The 22,949-nt window shown below is 71.3% G+C and carries 27 protein-coding genes and 1 pseudogene; 10 read left to right on the top strand and 18 right to left on the bottom strand.

The window, feature by feature from the left end:
• Positions 1 to 6: 6 nt before the first annotated feature.
• Positions 7 to 432 (bottom strand): annotated as a pseudogene (locus CJ226_RS07725) (LuxR C-terminal-related transcriptional regulator); the annotation flags it as partial.
• Between CJ226_RS07725 and CJ226_RS18090 the strand changes: the two are divergent.
• The 3 genes from CJ226_RS18090 to CJ226_RS07715 are packed head-to-tail and all read left to right on the top strand — an operon-like array spanning position 428 to position 2,166.
• The gene (locus tag CJ226_RS18090; protein WP_180964568.1) at positions 428 to 649 is read left to right on the top strand and encodes a hypothetical protein; all 222 of its coding nucleotides are present in this window, start codon (positions 428 to 430) and stop codon (positions 647 to 649) included. The pseudogene CJ226_RS07725 and the gene CJ226_RS18090 sit on opposite strands and share 5 nt — an antisense overlap.
• 10 nt (positions 650 to 659) lie before the next feature.
• Positions 660 to 1,409, top strand: a complete 750-nt coding sequence (locus CJ226_RS07720; protein WP_102208828.1) for a substrate-binding domain-containing protein — start codon at positions 660 to 662, stop codon at positions 1,407 to 1,409.
• A gap of 40 nt (positions 1,410 to 1,449) precedes the next feature.
• A complete protein-coding gene (locus tag CJ226_RS07715; protein WP_062632979.1) occupies positions 1,450 to 2,166 on the top strand; it encodes a GMP synthase in 717 nt (238 codons plus the stop codon).
• 2 nt (positions 2,167 to 2,168) lie between these two features.
• Here the strand turns inward: CJ226_RS07715 and CJ226_RS07710 are convergent, their stop codons facing one another.
• Both CJ226_RS07710 and CJ226_RS07705 read right to left on the bottom strand, forming a co-directional pair.
• Positions 2,169 to 2,639: a glutaminase gene (locus CJ226_RS07710; RefSeq protein ID WP_102208827.1), complete on the bottom strand. Its 471-nt coding sequence runs from the start codon at positions 2,637 to 2,639 to the stop codon at positions 2,169 to 2,171.
• Positions 2,636 to 3,850: a cation:proton antiporter gene (locus CJ226_RS07705; RefSeq protein WP_062632981.1), complete on the bottom strand. Its 1,215-nt coding sequence runs from the start codon at positions 3,848 to 3,850 to the stop codon at positions 2,636 to 2,638. The genes CJ226_RS07710 and CJ226_RS07705 overlap by 4 nt, the downstream gene beginning before the upstream one ends.
• Before the next feature lie 83 nt (positions 3,851 to 3,933).
• Between CJ226_RS07705 and purU the strand changes: the two genes are divergently transcribed.
• Positions 3,934 to 4,785, top strand: a complete 852-nt coding sequence (purU, locus tag CJ226_RS07700) for a formyltetrahydrofolate deformylase (RefSeq protein ID WP_062632982.1) — start codon at positions 3,934 to 3,936, stop codon at positions 4,783 to 4,785.
• Positions 4,786 to 4,796: 11 nt separating this feature from the next.
• Here the strand turns inward: purU and CJ226_RS07695 are convergent, their stop codons facing one another.
• From CJ226_RS07695 to CJ226_RS07685, 3 genes are read right to left on the bottom strand one after another with little or no spacing between them, the layout of a single operon-like run.
• Positions 4,797 to 5,189: a type II toxin-antitoxin system VapC family toxin gene (locus tag CJ226_RS07695; RefSeq protein WP_102208826.1), complete on the bottom strand. Its 393-nt coding sequence runs from the start codon at positions 5,187 to 5,189 to the stop codon at positions 4,797 to 4,799.
• Positions 5,186 to 5,443 (bottom strand): type II toxin-antitoxin system Phd/YefM family antitoxin, encoded by a 258-nt coding sequence (locus CJ226_RS07690; RefSeq protein ID WP_062632984.1) that lies wholly within the window; start codon positions 5,441 to 5,443, stop codon positions 5,186 to 5,188. Before CJ226_RS07690 ends, CJ226_RS07695 begins: the two co-directional genes overlap by 4 nt.
• A gap of 31 nt (positions 5,444 to 5,474) precedes the next feature.
• Complete coding sequence (locus tag CJ226_RS07685; protein ID WP_102208825.1) at positions 5,475 to 6,512, bottom strand: nitronate monooxygenase family protein; 1,038 nt, start codon at positions 6,510 to 6,512, stop codon at positions 5,475 to 5,477.
• 93 nt (positions 6,513 to 6,605) lie between these two features.
• On the opposite strand from CJ226_RS07685, the gene CJ226_RS07680 reads away from it, so the two are divergent.
• Together CJ226_RS07680 and CJ226_RS07675 are read left to right on the top strand one after the other, a co-directional pair.
• Positions 6,606 to 6,878 carry a DUF6412 domain-containing protein gene (locus CJ226_RS07680; protein WP_062632988.1) on the top strand — a complete coding sequence of 91 codons (273 nt, stop codon included), beginning with the start codon at positions 6,606 to 6,608 and terminating at the stop codon, positions 6,876 to 6,878.
• Positions 6,879 to 6,942: 64 nt separating this feature from the next.
• Entirely contained in the window at positions 6,943 to 7,707 is a 765-nt protein-coding gene (locus CJ226_RS07675; protein ID WP_102208824.1) for a membrane protein insertase YidC, read from the top strand.
• A gap of 22 nt (positions 7,708 to 7,729) precedes the next feature.
• Here CJ226_RS07675 and CJ226_RS07670 read toward each other — a convergent pair whose 3' ends face one another.
• The 3 genes from CJ226_RS07670 to CJ226_RS07660 form a co-directional block, all read right to left on the bottom strand.
• Complete coding sequence (locus tag CJ226_RS07670; protein ID WP_062632992.1) at positions 7,730 to 8,647, bottom strand: DMT family transporter; 918 nt, start codon at positions 8,645 to 8,647, stop codon at positions 7,730 to 7,732.
• Between the two features lie 59 nt (positions 8,648 to 8,706).
• Positions 8,707 to 9,606 carry an SDR family oxidoreductase gene (locus CJ226_RS07665; RefSeq protein ID WP_102208823.1) on the bottom strand — a complete coding sequence of 300 codons (900 nt, stop codon included), beginning with the start codon at positions 9,604 to 9,606 and terminating at the stop codon, positions 8,707 to 8,709.
• 112 nt (positions 9,607 to 9,718) lie between these two features.
• Positions 9,719 to 10,057, bottom strand: a complete 339-nt coding sequence (locus tag CJ226_RS07660; RefSeq protein WP_062632996.1) for a hypothetical protein — start codon at positions 10,055 to 10,057, stop codon at positions 9,719 to 9,721.
• A gap of 198 nt (positions 10,058 to 10,255) precedes the next feature.
• Here CJ226_RS07660 and CJ226_RS07655 point away from each other — a divergent pair, with 198 nt between their 5' ends.
• Complete coding sequence (locus CJ226_RS07655) at positions 10,256 to 10,789, top strand: FHA domain-containing protein (RefSeq protein ID WP_085606474.1); 534 nt, start codon at positions 10,256 to 10,258, stop codon at positions 10,787 to 10,789.
• On the opposite strand, the gene CJ226_RS07650 is transcribed toward CJ226_RS07655, so the two are convergent.
• Positions 10,765 to 11,442 (bottom strand): DUF6766 family protein, encoded by a 678-nt coding sequence (locus CJ226_RS07650; protein ID WP_102208822.1) that lies wholly within the window; start codon positions 11,440 to 11,442, stop codon positions 10,765 to 10,767. The two genes, CJ226_RS07655 and CJ226_RS07650, sit on opposite strands and share 25 nt — an antisense overlap.
• A gap of 265 nt (positions 11,443 to 11,707) precedes the next feature.
• Here CJ226_RS07650 and CJ226_RS07645 point away from each other — a divergent pair, with 265 nt between their 5' ends.
• Positions 11,708 to 12,217 (top strand): CinA family protein, encoded by a 510-nt coding sequence (locus CJ226_RS07645; RefSeq protein ID WP_062633002.1) that lies wholly within the window; start codon positions 11,708 to 11,710, stop codon positions 12,215 to 12,217.
• 4 nt (positions 12,218 to 12,221) lie between these two features.
• Here CJ226_RS07645 and CJ226_RS07640 read toward each other — a convergent pair whose 3' ends face one another.
• From CJ226_RS07640 to phnD, 6 genes are all read right to left on the bottom strand, one after another.
• Positions 12,222 to 13,310 (bottom strand): alcohol dehydrogenase catalytic domain-containing protein, encoded by a 1,089-nt coding sequence (locus CJ226_RS07640; protein WP_062633003.1) that lies wholly within the window; start codon positions 13,308 to 13,310, stop codon positions 12,222 to 12,224.
• 9 nt (positions 13,311 to 13,319) lie between these two features.
• Positions 13,320 to 14,027, bottom strand: coding sequence for an HAD family hydrolase (locus CJ226_RS07635; RefSeq protein WP_102208821.1), 708 nt, complete (start codon positions 14,025 to 14,027; stop codon positions 13,320 to 13,322).
• A complete protein-coding gene (locus tag CJ226_RS07630; protein ID WP_102208820.1) occupies positions 14,024 to 15,163 on the bottom strand; it encodes a TIGR03364 family FAD-dependent oxidoreductase in 1,140 nt (379 codons plus the stop codon). The genes CJ226_RS07635 and CJ226_RS07630 overlap by 4 nt, the downstream gene beginning before the upstream one ends.
• A complete protein-coding gene (gene phnE / locus CJ226_RS07625; RefSeq protein WP_257996568.1) occupies positions 15,160 to 16,767 on the bottom strand; it encodes a phosphonate ABC transporter, permease protein PhnE in 1,608 nt (535 codons plus the stop codon). The genes CJ226_RS07630 and phnE overlap by 4 nt, the downstream gene beginning before the upstream one ends.
• A gap of 275 nt (positions 16,768 to 17,042) precedes the next feature.
• Positions 17,043 to 17,870, bottom strand: coding sequence for a phosphonate ABC transporter ATP-binding protein (phnC, locus tag CJ226_RS07620; RefSeq protein WP_062633008.1), 828 nt, complete (start codon positions 17,868 to 17,870; stop codon positions 17,043 to 17,045).
• 28 nt (positions 17,871 to 17,898) lie between these two features.
• Positions 17,899 to 18,822: a phosphate/phosphite/phosphonate ABC transporter substrate-binding protein gene (gene phnD / locus CJ226_RS07615; protein ID WP_062633010.1), complete on the bottom strand. Its 924-nt coding sequence runs from the start codon at positions 18,820 to 18,822 to the stop codon at positions 17,899 to 17,901.
• A 170-nt stretch (positions 18,823 to 18,992) separates the two neighbouring features.
• On the opposite strand from phnD, the gene CJ226_RS07610 reads away from it, so the two are divergent.
• Positions 18,993 to 19,736, top strand: a complete 744-nt coding sequence (locus tag CJ226_RS07610) for a GntR family transcriptional regulator (RefSeq protein WP_257996566.1) — start codon at positions 18,993 to 18,995, stop codon at positions 19,734 to 19,736.
• 215 nt (positions 19,737 to 19,951) lie between these two features.
• Here the strand turns inward: CJ226_RS07610 and CJ226_RS07605 are convergent, their stop codons facing one another.
• Complete coding sequence (locus tag CJ226_RS07605; protein WP_102208819.1) at positions 19,952 to 21,094, bottom strand: sensor histidine kinase; 1,143 nt, start codon at positions 21,092 to 21,094, stop codon at positions 19,952 to 19,954.
• Between the two features lie 226 nt (positions 21,095 to 21,320).
• Here CJ226_RS07605 and CJ226_RS07600 point away from each other — a divergent pair, with 226 nt between their 5' ends.
• Positions 21,321 to 21,974: a response regulator transcription factor gene (locus CJ226_RS07600; RefSeq protein ID WP_231729504.1), complete on the top strand. Its 654-nt coding sequence runs from the start codon at positions 21,321 to 21,323 to the stop codon at positions 21,972 to 21,974.
• Positions 21,975 to 21,983: 9 nt separating this feature from the next.
• Here the strand turns inward: CJ226_RS07600 and CJ226_RS07595 are convergent, their stop codons facing one another.
• Complete coding sequence (locus tag CJ226_RS07595; RefSeq protein ID WP_102208818.1) at positions 21,984 to 22,847, bottom strand: EamA family transporter; 864 nt, start codon at positions 22,845 to 22,847, stop codon at positions 21,984 to 21,986.
• Between the last annotated feature and the right edge of the window lie 102 nt (positions 22,848 to 22,949).

The following is a 22,949-nucleotide window of genomic DNA, read 5'->3' as shown; positions in this document are numbered from 1 at the left end:
CCGCTCTCAGAGCAGTCGCCGCTCCGAGGCCCACGCGGTGAGCTCGTGGCGGGAGGAGAGCTGCAGCTTGCGCAGCACCGATGAGACGTGGGTCTCCACGGTCTTGATGGAGATGAACAGCGCGGCGGCGACCTCCTTGTAGGCGTAGCCGCGGGCGATCAGTCGCATCACCTCCTGCTCGCGCGACGAGAGGCGGTCGAGCTCGTCCGTCGCGGTGGCGGTCTCGCCGGCCACGGCGCCGAACGCGTCGAGCACGAACCCCGCGAGCCGCGGCGAGAACACCGCGTCCCCTTCGGCGACGGCGCGCACGGCGTCGCTCACCTCGCGGCCCGAAGAGCCCTTGGTGATGTAGCCGCGCGCCCCGGCCCGGATCACCCGCACGACGTCGGCCGCCGCATCGGAGACGCTCAGGGCGAGGAACCGCGTCGTGGTCGGTCGCGTCCCTCGGATCACGGCCTCGCTGTGGTTCCTCACCGATGCGGAGCGCCGCGCCGCGCTGGCCGACGGCGTGGGGACGATGACTCCCGCCACCCTGCTCACGATCGTGCTCCTCACGGCGGGGGCCCTGTTCCTCGTCGGCGGTGTCGCCGGACTGGTCCGGCGGACCCAGCGGAACTCCCCCGCCGAGGACTCGGAGGACGCCGAGTAGCCTGGATCCCATGGCGCACCAGGGACGACGACCCGCGAAGGGCTCCGGCAAGGGCTCACCCGCCCACCGGGGCCGTGCCGCGGGCGGCGGCTCACGCCAGGGGAAGCCGGCCCCGCGCCGCGCACCCCGCACCGAGAAGGTCGTGTTCGACGCTCCGGCAGCCGCACCCGAGGAGCCGCGGACGTTCCGCCTCGGTGCCGTGCCCGGAGCGACGCCGGGCACGTGGATCGACACGTGGAAGCGGCGCCTGCCCCACGTGGCCCTCGAACTCGTCCCGATCGAGGTCTCCGGGCAGCGAGAGGCGCTCGACGATCTCGACGCCGCCCTCGTGCGCCTCCCGCTGGACGACGACGCCCTGCACGTCATCCCGCTGTACGACGAGGTCCCGGTCGTCGTGGCCTCGACCGATTCGCACCTGCTCGCGGCGGACGAGCTGACGACCGCCGACCTCGACGGCGAGGTGCTGCACTCCCTGTCCGACGACGTGCTCGGGCCGGTGGAGGTGCCGGACACCATCCCCCCACGCGGCGGCCCCCTGTCGACCGCCGACGCGATCGCCACGGCGGCGACGGGTGTCGGCATCGTCCTCGTGCCGATGTCGCTGGCCCGACTGCACCACCGGAAGGACGCCGACTACCGGGTTTTCGCCGACGGCCCGGTCTCGACGGTCGCCCTCGCCTGGCCGCGCGACCGGACCACGCCCGACGTCGAGACGTTCGTCGGGATCGTCCGAGGACGCACCGCGAACTCGTCCCGCTGAGCCGTCAGGACCGGACCCTCCCCCTCGTTAGAATCGCCTGATGGCCTCGCTTCTCTACGTCTGCGTGCGACCCGAGACCGGGGCGGCGGATGCCGAGCACGCCTCGTTCCGGCGGGCGCTCGGAGTCGACGTGGTCGATCGTCTCGATCTGCTGCACGAGCCGCTGACCGAAGCCCACCTCGACCGGTACCGCGGGGTTGTCATCGGCGGTTCTCCCTTCAACGTCACCGACGTCGAGAAGACCCCGGTGCAGCGGCGCGTGGAGGCCGATCTGGAGACGCTCGCCCGCGCCGCACGGGAACAGCGGATCGCCGCGTTCTTCACCTGCTTCAGCATCGGGGTGCTCACCCGGCTCCTCGGCGGCGAGGTCGTGACGACCATGCCGGAGGCGGCGAGCGCGACGGTCATCGATACGACACCGGAGGGCGCCGTCGATCCCGTGTTCGGCCCGTCCGGCCCCGCGCTCACCGTCTTCACCGCGCACAAGGAGAGCGCCGCGACGACTCCGCCGGGGGCCGTGCTGCTCGCCACCAACGCGACCTGCCCCGTGCAGGCCTACCGGGTGGGCACCCACCTGTACGCCGCCCAGTTCCATCCCGAGCCGACACCGCGCGACTTCGCCGACCGCATGACGTTCTACCGCACGACCGGATACTTCGACCCGGCGCAGTTCGACGCGGTGCAGCAGGAGGTCCTCGCGGCCTCGGTCACCGAGGGCGCCGCCCTGCTCCGCCGCTTCGCCGAGATGTTCGGCTGAGATCAGGTCGGGGCATCACCGCGGAGCAGCGGGACGCGCTCACGCAGGTAAGCCTCCAGCGGCATGAACCCGCCTGCCTGACTCCAGCGCACCGACGGCACGCCGTCGATGAGCGCGAGCGGACCGGAGGAGCCTCCCGCGTCGACCGTGTCGACGTCGATCACGCTCCAGCCGACGTGCACGACATCCCCCTCGTGGAAGCCGCCGCGGAGGGCCAGCGCGCGACGCTCCGCCCGTGCCCGCGCGGACTCGGCGGTGTATCCCCGACGCCCCGGGTCCGCCGCGCGGAGCACCTCCGCCGTCGCCAGGGCATGCGTGTCGGTGAGCAGGATGACGCCGAGGTGCCAGGCCTCGCCGACACGGACGATCCGCCGCCCGCGCCAGCGCGAGTCCTTCTCCTCGCCGAGGCCCTCGCGGGGTGCGCCGGCGAGATCCTGCACGGCCTGGGTCAGCAGGGCGGAAGCGGTGGTCATAGCTCCCCCAGCGTGGTCTGGTCGGCGAGGCGCGGGCCGGCGACCTGGGCACGATCGCCCCGCAGCGTCATCCCGATCAGCGGGTACAGGAGCACCGACAGCATGCCCGCCCCGACCAGCGCGGCCGCGGTCCCGGAGTCGAGCATGTCCTGATCCACGCCGATCGCTGTGACGGCGACGATGATCGGCAGTCCGGTGGCTGCGAGCAGGCCGAGCGCGGCGCGGTCGCGTCCGCTCGCGCCCGCCGGGGCGGACAGCTGGGCGGCCGACCCGCGGATCACCAGGAGCGCCAGCAGGAACACCGGCACCAGGGACATCGCCGAGGGAGACGTCAGCAGCGCCTGCAGGTCGAACGTCACCCCCGTGTAGAGGAAGAACACCGGGACGAGGAAGCCGAACGCCAGACCCTCGATCTTGCTCTCGACCTCCGCCGCATCCTTCTCGGGCGCCCGCGCCATGATGATGCGCCAGATGGCCCCCGCGACGAAGGCGCCGAGGAGCATGTCCAGGTCGAGCATCACGCTGAGGCCGACGAGGGCCGCGATGAGGAGGATCACGAAGCGCACCCCGAACTGGTCGGAGGTGTGGAGGGTCGCGCGCACGATGCCGTGCAGGCGCCCGTGCGGCACCCGGTGCGCGACGAGGACGGCGAGTCCCGCCAGCACGACGAAGGTCAGCAGCACCGCCGTGGCCAGGGGCGTCGTCCGGGTGCTGAGGAAGATCGAGATCGCGATCAGCGGCAGGAACTCCCCCACGGCGCCGATCGTGCTGATGGCACGGCCGAACGGGGTGTCCAGCTCCTTCGCATCGCGCAGGATCGGCATCAGCGTGCCGAGAGCGGTCGAGCTCAGCGCGATCCCGATGACGACCATGCCCTCACCAGGGGCGAAGAAGAACCCGAGCCCGATGCCCAGCAGCACGCTGAGCAGCCAGCCCAGCGACGCCCGGGCCAGGGGCTTCCCGGCCACCTGGCGGAAGTCGATCTCCGAGCCGGCGACGAAGAACAGCACCGCCAGGCCGAAGTCGCTGAGCTTCTCCAGGAGGGGGCCCGGTTCGACCCAGCCGAGCACGGCGGGGCCGACGAGGATCCCGAGGACGAGCTCGAACACGACGATCGGCACCCGGACGAGCGGGCGGACGCCGCGAGCCAGAAGCGGTGCGGCCACCGCCAGCAGCGGGATCAGCACCAGTCCGACGTCGCTCGCATCCACGGTCTCAGGGTAGCGACGCCGTGGGCGATTCGCTCCCCACCCGCGCGGCACGGCAGAATCGATGCACACCCCGAGGAGCAGCCATGACCCAGCCCGATACCGCCCGCCTGCTGATCGCCTGCGACGACCAGCCCGGCATCGTCGCCGCGGTGGCCGGCGTGCTCGCCCAGCACGGGGCCAACATCATCTCGCTCGACCAGCACTCGACCGACTCCGAGGGCGGGCGGTTCTTCCAGCGCACGGTCATCCACCTCGACGGGCTGGCCGCCGCGCGCCCCGCGCTGGAGGCCGACATCGCGACGGTCGCCGAGCGCTTCGGCATGGAGTGGTCGCTGCACGATGTCGCCCGCCGCAAGCGCGTGGCGATCTTCGTGTCGAAGTACGACCACTGCCTGATGGAGCTGCTGTGGCGCACGCAGCGCGGGCAGCTCGACATCGACATCACCATGGTCGTCTCGAACCACCCCGACCTCGCCGAGGCCGTCCGCTCCTTCGGAGTGCCGTTCGTGCACATCCCGTCGACGGACAAGCAGGCGATGGAGGAGCGTCAGCTCGACCTGCTCCGCGGCAACGTCGACCTCGTCGTGCTCGCCCGGTACATGCAGATCCTCAGCGACGACTTCATCACGCGCCTCGAAGCCCCGGTCATCAACATCCACCACTCGTTCCTGCCCGCGTTCATCGGCGCGAACCCCTACGCCAGGGCGAAGGAGCGCGGCGTGAAGCTGATCGGCGCCACGGCGCACTACGCCACGGCCGACCTCGACGAGGGACCGATCATCGAGCAGGACGTCACGCGGGTCACGCACTCCGAGTCCGCGGCCGAGCTGCAGAGCCGGGGCGCCGACGTCGAGCGTCTGGTGCTCGCCCGTGCCGTGCAGTGGCATGCCGAGGACCGCGTGATCGTGCACGGCCGCTCGACCGTCATCCTGTAGCGCTCCGCCGCTCAGCCACGGTCGAGGATGTCCACGGCCAGCCCGTGCGACGCGGCGGCGAGGCGCTTGTCGTTCGTCCACAGCTCCATGCACCCCGACAGCTGGGCGGCGGCGAGGTGCAGCGCGTCCGGGGTCTTCAGGCCGAAGTCGGCCCGGAGTTCGGCCGATCGGACGAACGCGGCCGTATCGAGCGCGACGATCTCCATCCGCTCGAAGAGAGCCAGGTACCGGTCGCGGAGCTCCGGATTGCGCTCGCGCGCGGAGAGCACGAGGCATTCGTGGAGCGCCAGCGGACTCGACGCCACCTTTTCATCGACGTCGCGGAGCGCCTGACGCACGGCATCGCCCCTCGGACCGCGGTCCTCGACGGCGTAGATGAGGATGCACGAGTCGAGGTAGATCATTCCCAGGCGTCCCGGCTCTCGACGACCTGGGCGTCCAGTTCCTCGGCGGTCCGTGCGAGCCGCGGCGGAAGCGGATGCTGTTCGATCCACTCGACGAGGAGGCGGCCGCTCCGCACCACGTCGACCGGCCCGATGGGCACCAGACGGGCGACCGGAGTGCCCCGCTTCGTGATGACCACGTCCTCACCCGCCTGGGACTCGGCGATCAGGCGCGAGAGGTTGTTGCGCGCCTCCAAGACGTTCTGCGTGGACATGACACCATTCTAGCCAGGAACCTGGCGTTCCTCACCGGCCGGGGACTCCGGCTGCCAGCTCCGCGAAGACCTCGGCAGCGGTGGTTTCGCGCGCGAGCGGGGCGGCCTGCCCCATCCACAGCGACTGCAGCTCGCCGAGATTCTGCTCCCCTGCCGCCGTGCGGAAGCGTCCGGTGAGCCAGTTCTGCATCGGGAACGGGGCGATCGTGCCGCTCGCCTCGATCGCCCGCACCGCGCGGTTGCGGGCTCCGCGGGCGAGGCGTCCGCTCATCGCCCTGGTCAGCACGGTCTCGTCGGCGGCGGTGGTCCGGATGGCGTCGCGGTGCGCTGCCGTCGCGGCGGACTCGGCGGTCGCGAGGAACGCCGTCCCCACCTGCACGCCGGAGGCACCGAGGGCGAACGCCGCAGCGACCCCGCGGCGGTCCGCGATTCCGCCGGCGGCGATGACGGGCACGTCGACCGCGTCCACGACCTGCGGCACGAGCGCGACGGTTCCCACGAGCGACTCGGCCGCGGGGCGGAGGAACGACACCCGGTGCCCGGCCGCCTCGGCTCCCGAGGCGACGACCGCATCGACTCCTGCCTCGGCGAGCGCGACGGCTTCCGCGACGGTGGTGGCGGTGCCCACGACGCGGATGCCGCGGTCACGGGCTTCGGCGACGAGAGCGGCGGACGGCGCCCCGAACACCACGCTCAGCACGGCCGGGGCGACCTCCCAGATCGCGTCGAGCTGCTCGTCGAGCTCGGGGACGTAGCGCTCGGGCCGGGCCGGCACCGGAACCCCGACGGCCTCGTAGAACGGCTCCAGCGCCTGGGCGAAGACCGCGTGCTGCGGGTTCGGCGCGACCTCATCCCCCAGGGGCAGCCAGATGTTCAGGGCGAACGGACGGTCGATGGCGCGGTGCAGTTCGGCTCCGACGGCGCGGATCCGGTCGCCGTCGTAGCCGTACAGCCCGTACGACCCCAGCCCGCCGGCCGCGCTCACCGCAGCCGTCAGCGCCACCGACGAGCTCCCCCCGAACGGTCCCAGCACGATCGGATGCTCGACTCCCAGAAGTTCTGTCGCCATACCCCGACCGTACGCCCTTCGAATCGCCTGAATGGCTCTATCGGCGGCCCGGATACAGCAATTCAGGCGATTCGAACGGGGTAAGCTCGCGGCATGAGCGAGTGGTTCGGGCAGATGCTCGGCTTCGTCGCGGCCGCGATCGGCCTCGTGACGGTGCCGGATGCCGCCGCGCTCGGCCTCGCGATCGCGCTGCTCGCCGTCACGGTCCTCACGCTCGCGCTCGTGCTGAGCGTGCGCCACCAGGCCTCCGCCGATGCCCCGCACCCGCTGCGGGCGATCGATGTCGGAACGCCCCTGCCTCAGAGCGATCCGGATGCCGCAGGACACCCTCGTCCGCGAGCGCCGGGAGTCGCGACCGCCGCGTAGTCCGTCCGACCGGGACCGCGCGGCCTTCGCCGACCCCTCCCGACCTCATCGAACGGACCTTCCCGTGGACATCTTCGCCTTCCCTCCCCTCGCCGCGCTCCTGGACGCCGCCTACGGTGCCCTGAACGGCCTCTCCACCCTTCTCGAACCCCTCGCCGGCCCCTCCGCCGCCGCCCTCGCCGTGGTCCTGGTGACCCTCCTCGTGCGCGCCCTCCTCATCCCCGTCGGCATCTCCCAGGCCCGAGCCGAGCAGACCAGGGCCCGCCTCGCCCCGAAGCTGCGCGCGCTGCAGCAGCGCCACCGGAAGAACCCGGAGCGCCTGCAGCAGGAGATGATGGCGCTCTACCGCGCCGAGAACACCTCGCCCTTCGCCGGGATGCTGCCCGTGCTGGCGCAGGCACCGGTCGTCGGCCTGCTCTACACGCTGTTCCTGCGACCGGAGATCGCCGGACACCCGAACGAGCTGCTCACCCACGACCTCTTCGGCGCCCCGCTCGGCACGAGCCTGGTGTCGGCCCTGTTCGGCGGCACCGCGACCCCGGCGACGTTCGCGGTCTTCGGCGTGCTGCTGGCCGTGATGATCGCCGTCGCCGAGGTCACCCGGCGGGTGTTCCGACCGGCCCCCGTCGAGGGCGACGACTCTCCGCTCAGCTCCCCCGGCATGCTCCGGATGATGGCGGCGCTGCACTACCTCACCGCGGTCTTCGCGGCCTTCGTCCCCCTGGCCGCCGCGCTCTACCTCACGGTCACCGTGGTGTGGACCCTCGTGCAGCGGGTGATCCTGCGCCACCGGTACCCGCTGCCGCAGCCGGTGGCCGTCCGGGCGTGAGAGCCGCCCGACCGGAGAGGCGTCAGTCGGGAAGCGGGATCGGCGCGGTGAACGGTCCCGCGGGGCCGTCGCCCCTCCGGTCGCGGCGTACGCCCAGCGTCGTCCCCACGCTCGCGGCGATCACGAGCGCTACCGCGAGCAGCCGCAGCGGCGTGGCGTCCTGTCCGAGGATGAGCCACCCGGCGAGGGTCGCGAACGCGGGCTCCAGGCTCAGCAGCACGCCGAACACCCGCTGCGGGAGCCGGCGGAGCGCCGCGAGCTCGAAGCTGTAGGGGATCACGGACGACAGCACCGCGGTGACCGCCGCGAGCAGGAGGAGCTGCGGATCCAGCGCCACCGTCGCCGCCGCGGGCACGCCCACGGGGATGAGGAGCACCGCCGCGACGACGAGTCCCATCGCGAGACCGCTGCTGCCGGGGATGAGGGCGCCGACACGCGCGCTCATCCGGATGTACATGACCCAGAATCCGGCCGCGATGAGGATGAAGACGACGCCCAGCGGATCGAGGGGTTCGGCGCCGACGAGGCCGTCGACCCCGAGCAGCGCCATGCCCAGCAGGGCCACCCCCACCCAGACTGCGTCGGCGAGACGGCGGGTCAGCACGGCGGCGAGCACGAGCGGACCGAGGAACTCGATGGCCACGGCGGGCCCCAGGGGGATGCGGTCGATGGCCGCGTAGAAGAACCCGTTCATCGCGGCCAGGGACACCCCGAACAGCACGGCGGCGAGCCACTGCGACCGGGTCCAGGCGCGGGGCCGCGGGCGCACGATGACGACCAGCAGCAGCGCGGCGATCGCGACGCGGAGCGACGTCACGCCCCACGGCCCGAGCACGGGGAAGAGCTGTGCGGCCACCGCGGCGCCGAACGGCAGCGAGAGGCAGGATCCGATGACCAGCGCGACGCCCACGAGGGGTCCGGATGCCGCGGGTCTCTGCACCAGACAAGCTTAGGCGGCGGGGCCCTGCCTCCCCGCCGCCTGCGCCGTCCTCGCGCGGATCAGAGCGGCTTGCCACCCGTCACCGCGAGCACCGCGCCGGATACGTACGACGACTCCGCCGAGGCGAGGTACACGTACGCACCGGCGAGTTCCGCAGGCTGCCCCGCACGTCCGAGCGGGGTGTCCTGACCGAACGTCTCCAGGCGCTCCGGCCCCCACCCGGTCGCGGGGATCAGCGGCGTCCAGATCGGCCCCGGCGCGACGGCGTTGACGCGCACGCCGCGCGGCCCGGCCTCCTCCGCGAGCGCCTTGACGAACGCGACCTGCGCCGCCTTCGTCATGGCGTAGTCGATGAGTCCCGGCGACGGCTGCGCCGACTGCACCGACGAGGTCACGATGATGCTGGATCCCGGCTCGAGGTCGGGGAACGCAGCCCGGGCCGAGAAGACGAGGCCGGCGAGGTTCGTGTCGAACACGCGGCGCATCTTCTCGGTGTCGAGGTTCTCGAAGCCGTCGATGTCGTGCTGGTAGGCCGCGTTGAGCACGAGTACGTCGAGGCCCCCGAGCTCGCGCCGCGCGCGGTGGACGGCTTCGGTGGCGAAGGACTCCTCGCGGACGTCGCCGGGGATGCTGACGCCGGTGCGACCGGCATCACGGACGAGCGCGAGCGTCTCCTCGGCGTCCTCCTGCTCCTCCGGCATGTGCACGATGGCCACGTCGGCGCCCTCGCGGGCGAAGGCGATCGCGACCGCCCGTCCGATACCGGAATCACCACCGGTGATGAGAGCGCGCCGTCCCTCGAGCCGGCCGTGGCCGACGTAGGACTGCTCGCCGTGGTCCGGCTCCGGGGTCGTCTTCTCGGTGAGGCCGGGCTGATCCTGGCTCTGCGCCGGGAAGCCGTCCTCGTGGTGGGCGTGTCGGGGGTCGGTGAGGCCGCCGTCGCTGGTGGTGTCGGTCATGTCCGCTCCTCCTGTCATGGGGCTGTCGATCAGGTCGTGATCGAGCCTCGTGGCTCCGGAGGAGGGACGGCAGGGGGTTGACAGCCCGGGGCGGTCTCCGCGAAAGCGGGTGTCAGCCGGCCGAGGGGACGTCGCCGTGCGGGGGCTCGGCGCCCTCGGCGGGCTCGGGGACGAGGTAGAGCCCGCTGGGGGAGTTCGCGGTGAAGGCGAGCGCTTCGACCCAGGCCCGGTTGACCGCGGGCTGGCGGCTGCCGAAGTACTTGAAGACGAGAGAGCTGCCCGGCTGGATCCAGACGGTGGTCCGGCCGCCGCCGACGCTGGCGTCCTCGCGCCAGCTGAACGGGAACGGCTCGCCGCGACGCAGCTTGGCCGTGATGACGAGCTGCAGGTGCGTGAGCGCCCGATCCTCGATCTCGGTCTTCACGCTGCCTTCGTAGATGAACTTGCCCATCGGGTGATGCTCCTCGGTCGGGTGGTCCTCAGCCCGGCGGACACTGCCGGGATCGGCCTATGGGTAGAGGGTAAGCCCTCGGGCGGGGCGCACAGCAAATCAGCCCCGGAGGGCGATGCGCGCGTCGAAGTCAAGGCCCTGCGCGCGATCCGCGCGGCGATTAGCCTCGAATCATCGACACCCGAGGAGGGCACCGCCATGACTGACCGCCACATCGACGACCGTCCCGACGAGGGCTACACGCCCGGCACCACCCACGCCGAGCGCGGCGCGGGCAACCCGCGACTGCGCGTGCGGCGCGACGACGAGCGCACCGAGTTCGCGCTCGACATGGAGGAGGTCCGCATCGGATCGGCCGCCGGGAACGAGTTGCGCCTCGCCGACACCGAGCCGGTGCACGCGACGGTCGTGCACGACGACCGCGACGAGTACGTGGTGACCCTGCACGCCGACGGCGAGATGAACTCCAACCCCGATGCCGACGCGACCCACCCCGGCGACCGCACGGAGACGCTGCGTACGGGATCGCGCTTCACGGTGGGCCCGTGGGAGCTGGTCTTCGCCCGCGACGAGTTCGCCGACCACGGCCGTCCGTTCGGCGGACGCCAGGGCGGCGAGTACTCCGACCAGCCGCTGCAGGAGGCGCGTGCGGGCTACGACGCCGATGACGAGCGGCTGTCGCAGGCCGACGTCAACGACGAGCGGTCTCAGTCGGACTCCAAGGCCGACTGATGATGCGGGGTGCCGACGGGCTTCGACTCCGCTGACCCCCGCTGTCGCAGGTAGATCGCGAACGCGACCATCGTCCCCACCGCGAGGAACTCGGACTGCCAGTTCTGCAGCGTGCGGTCCCAGAAGTCGGAGCTGGTCACGTAGTCGCCCCAGGTGATCGCGGCGAGGCCGTGCATCGCGTTCTCCTCGTTCATGACCACTGTCCCGGCGAGCGACTGCGCGAACCAGGACAGCACGAAAACCGCCCCCATCACGAGCAGCAGCGAGTTGCCGAACACCGCCGCTCGCCACCCGCCCGCCCGGGCCCACCGCGGAGAGTCCGGGCGGGCGTGCGCGCCGACGAGCTGATCCGCGTCGCTGCCCGGTCCCTCGTCGCCGGGCTTCTTCGACTCCGGGGAGCCCTTCTGCACGAACCAGATCGTCGCGGCGATGAAGAGGAAGAACTGCAGGAACTCCGACTGCCAGTTCTCGGCGACGTCGACCGCGAAGTCGGACGACCAGAGGAAGTCTCCGAAGCCGATCGTCGGCTGCCCGTGGTCGAGGAGCTCGTCGTCGTTCCGGAGGTAGCCGGCGATGGCCTGCCCGGCCAGAGCCAGCACGAAGAGGGCGAGGAAGAAGAGGCTGAGGGCGTGGTCCTTGATCCGCGAGCGCATGTCATCGCCCTCCCAGCGGCAGGCCGATCATCACGGCGAGCCCGACGCCGATGATCCCCGCCCAGATCCAGAAGACCGCCCGCATTCCCGCGGTGTCCCGCGCATCCTCCGCCATGTCCGCCTCCTTCGTCGGTGTGACCTTCCTCGACGATGGTGCGCTGGACCACGGCCCTCCAGGGGCTTGACGCGTGCGTCGTTGTCAATCCCCTGCGTCAGGGCGCTGCAGGGTCCGTAGCGTAGGGAAACCGACGAGAGGAGCGCCCCGATGACCGCACCGAACGAGACCCCCGACCTCGAGCATCTCGGCGAGCTCGCCCGCAGCCGAGGTCTGCGCGTGAGTGTGGCGGAGTCGCTCACCTCCGGACGCCTCGCGAACACGATCGGTGCGGGCGAAGGGGCGTCGGGGTGGTTCGCCGGCGGCATCGTCGCGTACTTCACGGAGGTGAAGGAGAGAGTGCTGGGGCTCACCCCGGGGACGGACCCGACGTCCGCCGCCTGCGCCGAGCAGCTCGCCCGGGGCGCACGGGAGCTCTTCGACGCCGACATCTGCGTCTCGACGACCGGCGTGGGCGGGCCCGGTCCGGAGGGCGGTCATCCCGCGGGCACGGTGTACCTCGGCTGGGCGACGGCCGACGACGCCGGGCACCGGAGGCTGGCCCTGACCGGTGACCCGGACGAGATCCTGTCGGCGAGCGTCGACGCCGCGGTGCGGCTGCTCGCCTTCCACGCCGAAGGACTCCATCCCGCGGGGCCCCGGCGCACCGGTTCCGACTGAGGGCTCAGCGGCCCGGCACCAGCCCCACCCGCAGCGGGGCTCCCGGCGCCGCAGCCTCCGTGAGAGCGGCGTCGATGTCGAGCAGCGGTCGCACGGCGCCCACGGCCTCGGCGAACGGATAGGCGCGCCCGCGCCCCGCGAGGAACGACGCCGCTGCCGCGAGGTCGTCGGCGCCGTAGTTGTGAACGCCGGTCACCGTGACGAGACGGCGGACGAGATCCTCCGCGTCCAGCGGGACGGGCGCCGCCGGGAACACGCTCCCGACGAGGACGACCGTGCCGCCGACGGCGACGCCGGCGAGCGCCTCCCCTACGGCGTGCCCGGAGGCTTCGATGACCACGTCCGGGTCACGGCCGAGCGCGGTGGCCCCGAAGCGGGCGGCGAAGCCACGGCGATCGTCGTCCGGATCGCGCACCTCGACCACGGCCCCGTGCTCGGCCGCGATCGCCGCGGCACTGATCCCCACCAGTCCTGCACCGTGGATGCGCACCGCGGCACCGTCGAGATCGATGTCGCGGGCGGCCCTCGCCACGGCGGCCCATGCCGTCGCCGTCGCGCAGCCGGCCGGAGCCAGCACCGCGGCCGGCAGCGCCTCCGGTACGCGCGCGATCGCGGTGCCGGCCCGCAGCTGCACATGGCTGGCGAAGGCTCCGGTCAGGTCGCCGTGAGTCCCGACGCGGTCGTGACCGTACTTGCCGAGGTCCCGGCACTTCTGCGTGAGGCCGCGCCGGCAGCGATCGCAGGTGCCGCACGACACCGTGACCGACCACACCACGCGGTCGCCGATCCGCAGCGGGGTCCCGTCCACCGCCTCCGCACCGTCGTCGCCCAGCGCGATGACCCGACCGACGCTCTCGTGCCCGAGGACGAGGGGCGCGGGCGCGGACCGGCGGCCCTGCACGGTGTGCACGTCCGATCCGCAGATCGTCGACATCTCCACGGCGACGAGCACGTCCCGATCACCGAGCGCGACCCCGGGGACGGCGATGGTCTCGTGCGGGTGGCCTTCGCCGATCCAGACCATCGCGGTGGCAGCGGGGCGCAGCGCGACGTCCCTCCGGTGGCCGGGTGGGCGGATCAGCACCGTTCCCATGACAGGCCCTCAGACGGAGACGACGGCAGGAAGGAGGCCGCGCTGGGCCAGAGCCCCACGCAGAGCCGTGACGTCGGACAGCACGGCGTCGGCCCCCGCTCCGCTCAGCGCCGCGCGATCGTGGGCTCCGGTGAGGACCCCCGCGACGAAGCCCGCCCCCGCACGACGGCCGGACTCGACGTCGCTCGCGGTGTCGCCGGCGACGGCCACCGCCTGCACCGCGGATGCTCCCGTGCGCAGAAGGGCCGTGAGGACGAGGTCCGGTGCGGGGCGTCCGCGGCCGGCATCGACCGGGGAGAGCGCGAGGTCGACGAGCCCACCCCATCCGAGGCCGTCGATGATCGCCTGCCGCGTGACCGGCGCGAACCCGGTGGTCAGGGCGACGGTGAGTCCGGCGTCCTTCAGGCCCTGGATCGCGTCTGCCGCTCCAGGGATCTCCGCGACGCCGTCCTCGGCGACGATCTCGGCGTACGCGGTCTCGAACGCCGCCGTGGCCTGCCGCGCCGCCACCGCGTCACCGCCGGCGAGATGGAGGAAGACGTCGAACTTGGACTGCCCCATCGTCTCCCGGACGTAGCCGAGGGCGTCCTCCCAGGGCAGCCGCGCGGCGACGCCTGTGCGCTCGGCGGCGCGTTGGAACGCCTGCTCCACCACGCCGTCGTCCACGACGGTGGTGCCGGCCATGTCGAGGACGACGAGTTCGATCGGAGTGGTCATGGTGTTCCTTCCAGAGCAGGGGTGCCGCCGAGGGCGGTGGTGAGGTGCAGGTCGGCGAGCCCGAGTCCGCAGGTCATGCCGATGCCGGTGGTCGCGGCGAGCACGAGGGCGCCGTCGTCTCCGCGGTCGACGAGGAACTCGCCGGGGGCCTTCGCATACACGCCCTGCCACCGCTCGATGACCCTCGGCGCCGCGCCGTCGAACAGGGCCTCGGCCTCGTCGAGGAACGCGGTGAAGGCGGCCTCCGGCTGGAACGGCGAGGGGGCGGCGTCGGTGACGTGCGAGTCGCCGAGGATGAGCGTGCCGTCGGGCAGCTGCGTGTACATCTGGTTGAGGTCGAGGGCCGCGAGGTCGGGGCGCTCGGCGTGCAGGCGCTCACGGAGGACCCGGGCCTGCGGTCCTTCGGCGAACCTCCCGTACCGGATGAGGGACCAGCCGGTCAGCAGGGGTGCGGTCAGCGGACGAGGGAAGGAGACGGCCGCCCGCATCATGTCCAGCGCACAGCGCACCACCCCGTGACGTTCCGCGACCTCGGGCAGGAGCTGATCGATGTCGTGGTTGACGGCCACGACCACCGCCCCGGTGTCGATCGCCCCGCGCGTGGTCTCCACCCGTCCCGCGCCGAGGGCCGTCGCCGCGGTGCGGAAGCGAAACTCGACGCCCTGTGCCGTCAGGTGGCGCACGATCGCGGTCGCCGCCGCGCGCGGGTCCGTCTGCAGGTCGACCTCGATGAGGGCACCGCCGACGAGCCCGTCCCGGCGCAGCGGCGCACGGCGCAGGAGCTCGGCGGCCTCCAGCATCCGGATGCCGCCGTCCCGCGCCGCCGCGGAGAGCACGGCGAGCTCGTCCTCGTGGCGGGCGGCCACGAGCGTGCCCGACTCGCGGAGCCAGAACCCCGCGTCCCGGGCGAGCTGCATCCAGAGCTCACGGGACGCATCCGCGTATCGCCGTGCCTCTCCGCCCTGTGCGCCGATGCAGAGGTGCCCGAAGTTGCGGATCGTGGCGCCGGTCGGGGCGGCGCTGCGCTCGACGACGACGACCCGGAGCCCGCGGCGCACGGCGGCGAAGGCGGCGCCGAGACCGACGATGCCGGCCCCCACCACGACGAGGTCCGGATTCTGCTTCGCCCCGGTCATCGGAACACCTTCCTCATCCACATCGCGAGCCCCTCCACCGCGAGCACGGTGACGAGGATCATCAGCACGATCGCGGTCACGGTCTCGTAGCGCGAGCCCTGGCTGGCGTTCAGCAGGTAGTAGCCGACCCCGCCGCCGCCGACGATGCCGAGGATCGTGGCGGCACGGATGTTGGTGTCGAGCATGTAGAAGCTGTGCCCGATGAGGGCTCGGGTGCCCTGGGTCAGCGTGGCCGACGTGTACGTCTGCATCCGTGTGGCGCCCACCGCCCGCAGCGCGCGCTCGGGCCCGCGGTCGACCTCCTCGAAGGAGTCGGCGATGAGCTTGCCGAGCAGACCGATGCCGCCGATCGCGAGCGCGATGACGCCGGCCTGCGCGCCGAGACCCGTGATGACGACGAGGACGATGGCGAGGATCAGCTCGGGGATGCCGCGGATGCCGACGAGCAGCAGACGGGCGGTGCCGCGCCCTGCGGCATGCGGGGCCACGTTGCGCGCGGCGAACGAACCGAGCAGCAGCGAGGGCAGGAGCGTGAGGACGGTCGCGGCGAGCGCGATGGCGACGGTCTCCCGCATGGCCTCCAGCATCGCGACCGTGTCGTAGCTGCCGAACGACGGGGGCCAGAACCGGGCGGCGACGTCGGGCAGCTTCGCCCAGAAGGTGAACAGGTCCGACCAGGTGATCTGGCTCACGACCACGCTGCCGACCACGACGAGGATCGCGACGACACCGGCCGCGGTGTGGCGCACGCGTTGCGCGGTCCACGGACGACGCACCGCGGTCTCCGGGCTCGCCGCCCACGCCGGGCGGCCCTCGGCGGGCGCGTGCGGCCGCCGACGCAGGCGCGGGTGCACGATCCGGTCCATCCAGGACCGGGTGTGCTTCTGTTCACCGAGCATCGCACCCCGCACCGTGCTCGAGATGATCTCCATCACGATGCACAGCACGAAGATCACGAGCGCGATCCCGAGACCCTTGCCGTAGTTCAGCGCCTTGAACGCATAGGACATCTCGAGACCGAGGCCGGCGACGCCCACGTAGCCGAGCACGACGCTCCCGCGCAGATTGATGTCGTTGCGGTGCAGCACCGTGGCCACCCAGCTCGGCAGCACCTGCGGGAGGATGCCCGCCGTGAACTCCTGGAGTTTCGAGCCGCCGGAGGCGCGGATCGCGAGACGCGGCCCCTCGTCGATCTGCTCGATGGCGTCCGCGAACATCTTGGAGATCATGCCGATCGAGTGGATGCCGATCGCGAGGATGCCGGGCAGCGTGCCGAGCGAGAACATCAGCACGAAGGCCATGGCCAGCACGACGTCTGGAAGGGCACGGGTGAGGACGCCGAGGAAGCGAGCCGCCGCGCGCCAACCGGCGCCCGGGGTGGTGTTCGCAGCGGCGAGGTAGGCGATCGGCACGGAGAGCACGGCCGCCAGCAGCGTGCCGACGAGCACGAGGCCGACGGTCAGGGCGATGAGCCCGGCGAGGTCGGCCGGCGCGGGGAAGGAGAGTCCACCGACCCGGGCGAGGAAGTTCTCGGCGTTGCCCCAGCTCTGCACCATCGCGGGGATCGAGATGCCCACGTCCCGCAGCGCGACGATGCCGAGCACGACGAGGACGACGAGCGTGAGCCCCGCCGCGATGCGCTCCGCTGAGAGCGGCCGCTTCGGCGCCCGCTCCGCGACGCTCCCGCCACCCCCTGTCGCTGAGGCCCCTCCCTGGGTCGCTGAGCCCCCTCCGTGGGTCGCTGAGCCCGTCGAAGCGCCCTGGTTCGCTGAGCCCCCTCCCTGGTTCGCTGAGCCTGTCGAAGCGCCCTGGTTCGCTGGCCCCCCTCCCTGGGTCGCTGAGCCTGTCGAAGCGCCCCGCGTCGAGGCCCCCACCGTCGTCATGACGCCCCCACCGTGGTCGCGGCGTCGACGAGTTCCACCTGCACGGCGCGGATCTCCGCCGTGGTCGTCGCGACGCGGCCGTAGATCTCCATCACCTCGGCCTTGGTGAGTCCGTCCGTCGGTGTGTCCAGGACGACCTCGCCGTGCCGGAGCCCGACGATCCGGTCGGCCCAGCTGATCGCGAGGTCGACCTGGTGCAGGCTGCACACGACGGTCAGGCCTTCGTCGGCGGCGATCTCGCGGATCAGGGCCATCACCTGCTCGCTCGACTCCGGGTCGAGGGAGGCGACGGGCTCGTCGGCCAGGAGGATCGCCGGCTTCTGCATCAGCGCCCTGGCGATGGCCACGCGCTGCTGCTGGCCACCGGACAGGGTGTCGCTGCGCTGGTAGGCGCGGTCGAGGAGGCCGACACGGTCGAGGTGCTCCAGCGCGGTCAGCTTGGCAGCGCGGGGGTAGCTCCACAGCCCGAGCCGCGGCCCACGCATCCGCGAGAGCGACCCGGTCAGCACGTTCTCCAGCACGGTCAGCGAGGGTACGAGCTCGAACTGCTGGAAGATGAAGCCCACGCTGCTGCGGAGCTGTCGCAGCGCCCGCCCCTTCATCGAGGGAACGGACGCGCCGAGCACCTCGACGGACCCGGAGCTGGGCAGCTCCAGGCCGTCGAGATGCCGCAGCAGCGTGGACTTGCCGGAACCGGAGAGCCCGAGCAGCACGACGATCTCTCCCTGGGCCACCTCGAGCGTGACGTCCTTGAGGGCGGTGGTGCTGCCGAAGGTCTTCGTGACGCCGGCGAGGCGGATGAGGGTGTCGGATGCCGCGGTCATGGCTTCTCCTGTCGTCAGGCGCGGGGCGTCAGCCCTGGCACTGCTCGGCTGCGGTCTCGGCGCAGATGTCGCGGATGAGGTCGTAGTACGCGTCGTCCACCGGCTTGGTAGCGAAGAACACGCTGCGGAACGCGTCCGAGTCCGCGCCGTCGATGCCCGCCGCGATGATGTCGTCAATGGTGACCTCGCCGAGGGCGTCGACGAGCTGCGTCGCCACCTCGTCCGGCAGGGACGAGGAGTAGACGAGCGGAGCGCCCGGGACCATGGTCTCGGCGATGACCTTCACCTTGTCTGACTTCTCGACCTCGGAGTCCTCGGCGAACCCGGCCTCGCACTCGACGCCCTCGCCGACCTTCTGCACGCTGACATCGTGCTTGCCCGCGAACACGGGGGTGATGTCGGTCTTCGGGTCGACGCCCGCCTCCATGAGGTTGTACGACGGGAAGAGGTAGCCGGAGGTGGAGGAGGGATCCACGAAGCACACCTTCTTGCCCGCGAAGTCCTCGAGGCTGGAGATGTCGCTGTCCGCCGGCACGATCGCCTGCGAGTAGTAGCCGGGCTCCTGGCCCTCCTCGGTGACGATGGAGGAGATCGGGGTGAGCTTTGCGCCGTTGTTGGTCGCGGTGACGTAGGTGAACCCCGAGAACGAGGCGACGTCGACCTTGCCGGCGACGGCGGCCTCGATGAGCGCGGCGTAGTCGGTGGACTCGTGGTACTCGACGGTCTTTCCGGTGACCTCGGCGATGTAGTCCATGAGCGGCTGGTAGTTCGTCTCGGTGTCCACCGAGTCGGGGACGACGCCGAAGACGAGCGTGTTCTCGTCGACGGCGAATCCGCCGGCTGACTGTGCGTCGCCGGGGGCGTCGGTGGCATCGGCCGATCCGGAGCAGGCGGCGAGGCCGAACGCGAGGATCGCAGCGCCGGCGAGGGCAGGGAGAGCGCGGAGCTTCATGAGGACCTTTCAGAGTGGGAGGAGTGATCCAGGGACGACTCTCCCAGCTGCGCGGCCGAGATGTATACCTATCTCGGAAGAGTTCAGGCGGCGTTCACCCGGCATTCGCCTGGGTGAACAGGCATGCAACGCCCGCTGTGCGATGGCGTCGAACGAAGTAATGTACCTATGTGGCCGAAGCTGTGTACACCCAGATCGCCGACGACCTCCGCACACGGATCGCCGACGGGACGCTCCGCCCCGGGGACGACGTGCCGACCGAAGCGGAGCTCGCGGACCGCTGGCGCACGTCACGCGGCCCGATCCGCAACGCCCTGGCGGCCCTCCGCGCCGAAGGGCTGATCGAGACGGGCCGCGGCCGCCCCGCGCGCGTGGTGGCGCGCAAGGCGAACCAGGCCGTGGACGTCTCGGTTCCCTTCACCCGCTGGGCGCGGGACCTCGGCGTCGCGCCAGGCGCGCAGACGCAGGAGCTGAGCCTGCGTCGCGCGGGAGACCTCGCCTCGGCCCTGGGCGTGGGACGCGACGACACGATCGTGAGCGTGGTCCGGCTACGGCTTCTCGACGGTCGGCCGACGATGCTGGAGCGCCTCGCGTACACCGAGGACGTCGGGCGCCGGCTGTTCGAGGTGGACCTCGACGAGGTGTCGATCACCGAGTACCTCGCGTCGGTCGGGCATCCGATCGTCACGCTGCAGCACGTGATCGATGCCGTGGCCGCCGACGATCAGGACTCGGCGCTCCTGCGCGTGCCCCGCGGGACGCCCATACTGCGGCTGACTCGGACGTCCAGGGACGCGAAGGGGCGCATCTTCGAGGCATCGGAAGACCGCTACCTCAGCGAGGTGGTGCGCTTCACAGTGGCGGCATCCGGGATCTCGACGGACGGGCACTTCATGAGAGCGGTGGGCGGCTGAGGCCCGGAGACAGATTCGCGACCGCGGGCGCGGGAGTCTAAGAAGCCAGAAAGATCGCGCCCGCGATCGCAGCGCTGGGGACGCTTTATCTGGGGAGCCTTCAGGATATGTCGGCGTCGTGAAGGCGATGAAGTACCGAATGGCGAGACACTCGTAGACTTTCGTCTACGGTCTCAGGCCCGGAATCACGGGCGTCCTCTCAGACTACGTGGGGCTCACACCACCGGCAAAACGGCGGAGACGAGCCAATGCCCGTCCACCTCCCCGGCGCTGAACTCGCCGCTGGCTCCCATCACGCGTTCGGCCATCCGTCCGAGTCCGGTCCGGCTGGAGGAGAGCTCGCGACGTGGCGTCGTGGGCAGCGGGCTGCGCAGCGACAGGTGGGCCTTGTCGTCGTCCACGGCGAGACGGATCTCGACGGTACCGGGGCCCGCATACTTCAGGACGTTGGTGGCCGACTCGCGCACGATGCGCGCGAGCACGATCTCCACGGCCCGGGGGATGCGTTCGTCGCCGGGGTCGCCATCGAGGATGACGTCGTGCCCGGCCGCTTCGAACTCGGTCTGCGCCTCCTCGACCGCCGCGACGAGGTCGCCCGTCGGCATGCCCGCGGCGCGAGGCCCATCGTCGGCGAGGTCGATCACGAAACGGAGGTCGGTCATGGCTTTTCGAGCGGCGACACGGATCGCCTCCCGGGAGCCATCGCTTGCTTCGGGGTCTTCGAGCAGCTGCACGTGCAGCGACACCACCGTGAGGTGGTGCGCGATGCTGTCGTGCAGCTCGCCGGCGATCCATCGTCGCTCGGCGAGGACGGCTTCCCGCTCCTGCTCCGCCGCAGCCTCCAGCTCGTGCTCGAGGCGACGACCCCGCGCGAATGCGAGACGAAGCGCGAGCCCGACGGCACCGGCCGCGGTTGCGAAGATCAGATAGATGCCGACGTTCACCGGCACTTCCGAGTCACCGTAGGCGATCACGCCTGTCGCGACCAGGAATCCGGCCGTGTACGAGAGGACGAGTGACGTCCATCCCAACCGCATCACCAGGGCCGCCGCAAAAGCGGCGGTGATGAGCACCTGGGTCTCGGTTCCGGTGAGGAAAGAGAGTCCGAGGGCCACTCCCATCGCGCAGGTCGCGACGAGGGGGGACCAGAGAAATAGGGCAAAGACCGCGGTCGAAGCGATGCTCACCGCGGATGTGAGGGGATTGACGTCCGGATCGGTGATGAGTCCGCTCACGTCAACGGCGATCATGATGCAGATGATCGCGAGGATGACATAGCGCTCCACGCGGCTGAGCCGCTCTCCTCGACCGAGGCGGAAGATTTCGGGCGTCGCCCGTTTCGTCTGGTCGAAGGCCATGGTGCGCTATCTCCTATTTGCCAGCTATTCTAGCGGTAGAGACCGAAGAGCTTGCCAACCTGCTGCCAGAAAGACATACTGTTCACCTCCTTGATGTGGTCGTTTGTCGATGTCTGTATTCATCTTCTCGGCGGCGCGCGGAGCGCACATCTGGCGTTCGTCCAGACCTCGATAGCCAAAGGTCTACATCCTCAGAGCGCCCGCTTCACGCCGTTAGGCTTCCTCCATGCAGGAAATCCGCGTCGTGATCGTCGATGACGATCCTCTGGTCCGCTCCGCGCTGTCGCACTTCGTGTCGCGCGCGCCCGAGATCACGGTCGTGGCGCAGGCGGAGGACGGTGTGGAGGCCCTCACGACGGTCGAGCGCGAGAAGCCCGACGTCGTGATGATGGACGTCCAGATGCCGGAGATGAACGGCATCGAGGCGACTGCGGCGATCGCCGAACGGTGGCCCGACGTGCGCATCCTCGCCGTGACCACGCTCGATGGCAGCGACACCGTGCTGCCCATGCTGAGCGCCGGCGCCTCCGGCTACCTGCTCAAGGACTCCAGTGCGGAGGAGATCGTCACGGGTGTGCGCGAGGTGTTCGCCGGAGCGAGCTCGCTGTCGCCCCGCATCGCGTCGATGCTCATCCGCCACGTGCGCGACTCCACTCCCACAGCCGCCGCGGAGACCCTCGAACCGCTCACCGAGCGCGAGGAGGAAGTGCTGCAGTGCCTCGCGAAGGGCATGTCCAATGCCGAGATCGCCAAGGCGCTCATCGTCTCGGAGGGGACAGTGAAGGCCCACCTCGGTCGCATGATGTCGAAGTGGCACCTGCGTGACCGCGTGCAGATCCTCGTCACGGCCGCCCACGCCGGCCTCGTCACCTTCCGGTGAGCCTCCGCCTCAGAGCGCGAGCAGCACGATCCCGGTGAGCACGACCAGCGAGGCGCCGATCCGCCAGCCGGGCCGCGACTCGCGCAGGACGAAGGCGCCGAACAGGCTCACGAGCACGACGCTGACCTCCCGCAGCGGTGCCACGAGAGCCACCGGAGCGATCTGGATCGCGGTCAGCACGAGGATGTAGGAGAGCGGCGACAGGATGCCGAACGCGAGGATGCGGCGCCACTGCGTGCGCCCCAGCGCCACGACCGCACCCCATCGTCCCCGCACCGCCACGGAGTAGAACGGCACCTGCAGCAGAGTGGTGCCGACCATGAACGCCACGGGAGACAGCTCCCACTCCCGGACGGCGTGGGCGTCCCAGATCGTGTAGACCGCGATCGCGACGCCGGTGAGGGCACCGAACAGGAGCCCGGGGTCGACACGGCGCCGGCTGCCCGCCGGACGGCGGTCGACGAACCCGATCGCGACGACCCCGGCGATCACCGCCGCGACGCCGACGAGCGCCAGGGCCGAGGGGCGTTCGCCGAGCAGGAGCACGGCGACGATCACGGAGAGGAAGGGGCCGGTGCCCCGCGCCGTCGCGTAGACGGTCGAGAGGCTGCCTTCCCGGTAGCCGCGCTGCAGCACGGCCATGTACGCGACGTGCAGGACCGCGGAGACCGAGACCCCGAGCGCGAACGAGCCGAGGTCGGCCGCACCGAGTCCGCCCGTGAACGGCACGGCGCCGATCCAGACGACCGTGCTGGCGACCGCACCCCACCACAGGAACGGCGAGCCGGCGCGGCTGATGCCGTGCGCGATGACGTTCCAGGACGCGTGGGCGATCGCGGCGGCGAGGACGAGGACGAGAGCGACAGCGGACACGGCAGACCCTTCCCTCCGCCGCGGGCGCGACGAATCGGGTCCTCCGGGCTTTTGTCCTGTCAGATGACGGTCCCCCTGCGGAGGAGGACCGTGGCGCCGCTC

The organism is Microbacterium sp. UMB0228, assembly GCF_002871415.1.
Lineage (GTDB): Bacteria > Actinomycetota > Actinomycetes > Actinomycetales > Microbacteriaceae > Microbacterium.
This window is presented reverse-complemented; position numbering and strand designations above follow the sequence as displayed.

Coding starts and splice junctions, on each gene's coding strand:
- CJ226_RS07605 (WP_102208819.1), bottom strand. CDS start 21,094: ATGGCCTTCGACCAGACGAAACGGGCGACGCCCGAAATCTTCCGCCTC.
- CJ226_RS07635 (WP_102208821.1), bottom strand. CDS start 14,027: ATGACCACTCCGATCGAACTCGTCGTCCTCGACATGGCCGGCACCACC.
- CJ226_RS07715 (WP_062632979.1), top strand. CDS start 1,450: ATGGCCTCGCTTCTCTACGTCTGCGTGCGACCCGAGACCGGGGCGGCG.
- CJ226_RS07720 (WP_102208828.1), top strand. CDS start 660: ATGGCGCACCAGGGACGACGACCCGCGAAGGGCTCCGGCAAGGGCTCA.
- CJ226_RS07645 (WP_062633002.1), top strand. CDS start 11,708: ATGACCGCACCGAACGAGACCCCCGACCTCGAGCATCTCGGCGAGCTC.
- phnC (WP_062633008.1), bottom strand. CDS start 17,870: ATGACCGCGGCATCCGACACCCTCATCCGCCTCGCCGGCGTCACGAAG.
- CJ226_RS07665 (WP_102208823.1), bottom strand. CDS start 9,606: ATGACCGACACCACCAGCGACGGCGGCCTCACCGACCCCCGACACGCC.
- CJ226_RS07685 (WP_102208825.1), bottom strand. CDS start 6,512: ATGGCGACAGAACTTCTGGGAGTCGAGCATCCGATCGTGCTGGGACCG.
- CJ226_RS07600 (WP_231729504.1), top strand. CDS start 21,321: ATGCAGGAAATCCGCGTCGTGATCGTCGATGACGATCCTCTGGTCCGC.
- CJ226_RS07640 (WP_062633003.1), bottom strand. CDS start 13,310: ATGGGAACGGTGCTGATCCGCCCACCCGGCCACCGGAGGGACGTCGCG.
- purU (WP_062632982.1), top strand. CDS start 3,934: ATGACCCAGCCCGATACCGCCCGCCTGCTGATCGCCTGCGACGACCAG.
- CJ226_RS07690 (WP_062632984.1), bottom strand. CDS start 5,443: ATGTCCACGCAGAACGTCTTGGAGGCGCGCAACAACCTCTCGCGCCTG.
- CJ226_RS07695 (WP_102208826.1), bottom strand. CDS start 5,189: ATGATCTACCTCGACTCGTGCATCCTCATCTACGCCGTCGAGGACCGC.
- phnD (WP_062633010.1), bottom strand. CDS start 18,822: ATGAAGCTCCGCGCTCTCCCTGCCCTCGCCGGCGCTGCGATCCTCGCG.
- CJ226_RS07655 (WP_085606474.1), top strand. CDS start 10,256: ATGACTGACCGCCACATCGACGACCGTCCCGACGAGGGCTACACGCCC.
- CJ226_RS07630 (WP_102208820.1), bottom strand. CDS start 15,163: ATGACCGGGGCGAAGCAGAATCCGGACCTCGTCGTGGTGGGGGCCGGC.
- CJ226_RS07680 (WP_062632988.1), top strand. CDS start 6,606: ATGAGCGAGTGGTTCGGGCAGATGCTCGGCTTCGTCGCGGCCGCGATC.
- CJ226_RS07660 (WP_062632996.1), bottom strand. CDS start 10,057: ATGGGCAAGTTCATCTACGAAGGCAGCGTGAAGACCGAGATCGAGGAT.
- CJ226_RS07710 (WP_102208827.1), bottom strand. CDS start 2,639: ATGACCACCGCTTCCGCCCTGCTGACCCAGGCCGTGCAGGATCTCGCC.
- CJ226_RS07650 (WP_102208822.1), bottom strand. CDS start 11,442: ATGCGCTCGCGGATCAAGGACCACGCCCTCAGCCTCTTCTTCCTCGCC.